This window comes from Caulobacter sp. D5, from assembly GCF_003185805.1.
Taxonomy (GTDB): domain Bacteria; phylum Pseudomonadota; class Alphaproteobacteria; order Caulobacterales; family Caulobacteraceae; genus Caulobacter.
The window spans coordinates 1-4,149 of the sequence record NZ_QHJY01000375.1; the positions used below are offsets into that span (position 1 = coordinate 1).

Here is a 4,149-nt window from a genome sequence, read left to right on the forward strand (position 1 = left end):
AAAAGGGTATGCGGGCTTTCAGCGGACCTATTGGGAGGTGAATGGACTCCGCGAGCGATCACCTTCTAAGTTGATTACTGCATCTCAAAAGGGGGGAGGCAAATGAAGAAGGTGATGGCTGCCGCCGCGATCGTTGCGGCGCTACAAATGGGCGTGTGTGCAGCTTCGGCTGCGCCAGTCCCTGTGCTGGATGCCGGCACGCGATTATTTCTGACCCTAGATGAGGGCGTCTCCAGTGCACGGGGAGGCGGCGATGTAGGCACGGTCGTTGGTTGTCGCGTGTGGCGCGATGTCGAGAGCCGTGGTGTCATTTTCATTAAAGGCGGCACACCGGCAACCTGCCGCGTGGACAAGGTCAAGCGCCGCAACATGGGAGGTACGCAGGGCAACATCTCGATTGGAGGCGTGGAGACCCGCTCGGTTGACGGGCAGATCGTCATGCTTTCGGGCGGCTACCACAAGGAAGGTTCGGGCCATAAGGCCGTCGTTTGGACCGTTGGTCTGTTGCTGCTTTGGCCGGTGTTGTTCGTGCCGGGAGGTAATGCCGAGTTGCCGCCGGGCACCGTGTTCGACGTCGCCACCGTGAACGCCCTGCGGTTCGAGGTTGCGCCTGTTTCCAACCAGCGTGTCGTGGATCTGTCGGGCTTGGCGGGCGGTTTCGATGCGGAGTTCATGCTGGACGACTTCTTGGACCAGCCCAAGCACGACACCTTCAAGATCAAGATCTCGCTCGAAGGGGCGTTGCCCTCCAAATTCGTTATCGACAACGTCAACGGAAAGAGTGTCGAGCCTCTCACTCTGGCTGTGAGTGATATTCAGTCCAAGGAAGGTCGAACTTCGGCGATCGCTGCAATCGGCGCGAAGGCGTTGGCGAAGCATTTTGCTCGGGGGATCAATCGCTTTGAGGTGGCCTATGACGATGGCGGTGTGCGGAAAGCGGCCGAGGTGGTCATGGATGTGCAGATGTAAACAAGGCTAGCGCTGCGCGGCTCGCTCCATCTAGGTTTGCTTTCTTCTGTAAGGAGGAAGCCATGCGTCCTGGACTGGTGCTTGCCGCGCTCGTGGCCCTTTGCGCGGCTCCTGCCCTCGCTCAGGCTCCGGCCCAGATCCCATGGGAGACCCCCTACGAGGCCGTCGATCCGTTCATCGGCACGGACGGGGAGGGGCACACCTTCCCCGGCGCGGTGGCGCCGTTCGGGATGGTGCAGCTGTCGCCCGACACCGACATCCTGCCATTCAAGCAGAGCTACGCCCGCGCCGCCGGCTATCGGCGCTCGGACCCGACCATCCTCGGCTTTTCGCACACCCACTTCTCGGGCAGCGGCCATTCGGATCTCGGCGACATCCTGCTGGCCCCGGTCAGCGGCGAGGCCAGGCTGGAGCCCGGCGATCCGAAGGTCCCTGGCTCGGGCTACCGCTCGCGCTTCACCCACGACGGCGAGATCGCCCAGCCCGGCTACTACGCCGTCACCCTGACCGACAGCCATGTGCGGGCCGAACTGACCGCCGGAACGCGCACCGGCATGCACCGCTACACGTTCGAGCCCGGGGCGCGGGCCCAGGTGCTGCTCGACCTGAGGAGCTCGATCTACAACTATCCGGGCAAGGTTTCCTGGTCGCGGATCCGGGTGCGCGACGACGGCACGGTCACGGGCATGCGCGAGACGCGCGGCTGGGCGCCGGGCCGGCAGCTCTATTTCGCCATCCGCTTCAGCCGGCCGATGGTCGCCCGCAGCCTGACCAGCACCGAGACCGACGTGCCCTACAAGGGCTTCAAGCAGCCGGGCCGCAGCGGCGATGACCGCGCCCAACTGGAGGGCCGGGCCCTGGTCGGCGTCTTCGACTTCGGCCAGATCGACGGGCCGCTGGTGGCGAAGGTGGCCATCTCCACCGTCGACGAGGCCGGGGCCCTGGCCAATCTCGACAGCGACGAGAAGGGTTTCGACTTCGACGCCTTGCGGGCGCGCACCCGGGCCGACTGGGAGAAGGCGCTGGGGGCGCTCGACATCGCTGCGCCCGCGCCGATGCGGACCAATGTCTACACCGCCCTCTATCACGCCCTGATCGCGCCGAGCGTCTCCGGCGACGTCGACGGCCGCTGGCGCGGACCCGACAACGCGGTGCACCAGGCTGAAGGCTTTACGTATCACTCGACCTTTTCGCTGTGGGACACCTTCCGCGCCGAGCATCCGCTGCTGACCCTGGTGCAGCCGGAGAAGCGCAACGCCGACTTCGTCAATTCGCTGGTCGCCTCGCAGAAGGTCAGCCCCTACGGGATCCTGCCGGTCTGGGCGTTCCACGGCCAGGAGACCTGGACGATGATCGGCTATCACGCCGTGCCGGTGATCGCCGACGCCTGGCTGAAGGGCGTCCACGGCATCGACGCCGACGCGGCGCTGGACGCCATGGTCAAGAGCGCGACCTACGGCCCCTATGGCGGGCTCTCCGACTACATGACCCTGGGCTACGTGCCGATCGACCGCGAGCCGGAGGCGGCCTCCAAGACCGTCGAATACGCCTTCGACGACTGGACCATCGCCCGCATGGCCAAGGCTCTGGGCAAGGCCGATATCGCGGCGACCTTCGAGAAGCGGTCGCTGAACTGGCGCAACAGCTTCGACGCCAAGACCGGCTTCCTGCGCGCCAGAAAGAGCGACGGGACCTTCCGCGAGCCCTTCGACCCGACGGCGATCAACTACGGCTCCGACTACACCGAGGGCAACGCCTGGCAGTATTCGTGGTTCGCGCCGCACGACCTGGGCGGGCTCGTCTCCACGATGGGCGGCGACGCGGCGGTCGTGAAGAAGCTCGACGCCATGTTCGAGTACGACAACTCCAAGCTCGACTACTCGCACGCCGAGGACATCGCCGGCCTGATCGGCCAGTACATCCACGGCAACGAGCCCAGCCACCACGTGGCCTACATGTACGCCTATGCCGGCGCGCCCTGGCGCACCCAGGCGCGTCTGAAGCAGATCGTCGAAAGCCAGTACAAACCGACGCCCGAGGGGCTGTCGGGCAACGACGACCTCGGCCAGATGTCGGCCTGGCTGGTGTTCACGGCGCTGGGCTTCTACCCCGTCGCGCCGGGCTCGAACGAATACGTCATCGGCCGGCCGTTCGTGGAGCGGGCAGTGCTGACCCTCGACGGCGGCAAGCGCTTCACGGTGCGGGCGCAGGGGCTGTCGGACGCCCATCCCTACGTCGCCAGAGTCACCCTGAACGGCAAGCCGCTGGACCGCGTCTTCCTGCGCGACGCCGAGATCCGGGCTGGCGGCGAGCTGGTCTTCACCATGGGCGCGACGCCGAACAAGGCCTGGGGCGTCAAGGTTGACGCTCGGCCGTATTCGCTGACGCCCTATCCGAAGTGATGTCGCGTTTTCCTGACATTGTGTCAGGTTGACATGACATTTTGTCCGTGTCAGGTTTGCCTTACATCAACGGGAGGCGAGCCATGCTGGCCATCGGCAAATTCCAGACCTCGGCGCAGAAGCGCTACACGATCCGCATCATGGCCTTCACCATCCCGTACGTGGTGGTCAACATGGGCGCGATCTTCGGGGCCTTCGACGAAGTGGGCGCCAACCCGGTCGCGGCCTGGCTGCTGGCCCTGGTGGTGGCCGCGCCGGTGGTCGGACAGATCTGGGCGCTGCTGGCGTTGATGGCCGAGTCCGACGAGTTCGTGCGCGGCCTCCTGGCTCGCCAGTTCATCATCGCCGCGGGACTGTCCATCGCCCTGTTCACCGGCTGGGGTTTCGGCGAGAGCTACGCCCACGCGCCGCACGCCCCGGGCTGGCTGATCCTGCCGCTGTTCTGGGTCATGTTCGGCCTGACGGCCGTCTTCGTGCGGAGCACCCGTTGAAGAACCGCCTGAAGCTGCTGCGCGTCGAGCGCGGCTGGACCCAGGAGCAGCTGGGCCAGGTGCTGAACGTCTCGCGCCAGGCGGTCAACGCCCTGGAGACCGAGAAGCACGATCCCTCGCTCGACCTGGCCTACCGCATCGCCGCCGTGTTCGAACGGCCGATCGAAGAGATCTTCGAGAACCCGCATCGGTAAGACGTCTCCCTTCCCCCTTGATGGGGGAAGGGCCGGGGATGGGGGTGATGCGGCGGTTCAGCCGGCAAGGCTGCTGTCACCCCCACCCAACCC

At 65.8% G+C, this 4,149-nt stretch carries 4 protein-coding genes; all 4 read left to right on the forward strand.

Features of this window, described 5'->3' with window-relative positions; genetic code table 11:
* Window positions 1-102 precede the first annotated feature (102 nt).
* The 4 genes from DMC18_RS21285 (at window position 103) to DMC18_RS21300 (ending at window position 4,056) form a co-directional block, all read left to right on the forward strand.
* Window positions 103-969: a hypothetical protein gene (locus DMC18_RS21285; RefSeq protein ID WP_146218159.1), complete on the forward strand. Its 867-nt coding sequence runs from the start codon at window positions 103-105 to the stop codon at window positions 967-969.
* A gap of 62 nt (window positions 970-1,031) precedes the next feature.
* Window positions 1,032-3,371: a GH92 family glycosyl hydrolase gene (locus DMC18_RS21290; RefSeq protein WP_110119177.1), complete on the forward strand. Its 2,340-nt coding sequence runs from the start codon at window positions 1,032-1,034 to the stop codon at window positions 3,369-3,371.
* Between the two features lie 83 nt (window positions 3,372-3,454).
* The gene (locus DMC18_RS21295) at window positions 3,455-3,862 is read left to right on the forward strand and encodes a hypothetical protein (protein ID WP_110133291.1); all 408 of its coding nucleotides are present in this window, start codon (window positions 3,455-3,457) and stop codon (window positions 3,860-3,862) included.
* Window positions 3,859-4,056, forward strand: a complete 198-nt coding sequence (locus tag DMC18_RS21300) for a helix-turn-helix transcriptional regulator (RefSeq protein WP_110133292.1) — start codon at window positions 3,859-3,861, stop codon at window positions 4,054-4,056. Before DMC18_RS21295 ends, DMC18_RS21300 begins: the two co-directional genes overlap by 4 nt.
* The last annotated feature ends 93 nt before the right edge of the window (window positions 4,057-4,149 follow it).

Bases quoted from the DNA above. Each gene is read 5' to 3' on its own strand.
- DMC18_RS21285 (WP_146218159.1), top strand. From the start codon at position 103: ATGAAGAAGGTGATGGCTGCCGCCGCGATCGTTGCGGCGCTACAAATG.
- DMC18_RS21290 (WP_110119177.1), top strand. From the start codon at position 1,032: ATGCGTCCTGGACTGGTGCTTGCCGCGCTCGTGGCCCTTTGCGCGGCT.
- DMC18_RS21295 (WP_110133291.1), top strand. From the start codon at position 3,455: ATGCTGGCCATCGGCAAATTCCAGACCTCGGCGCAGAAGCGCTACACG.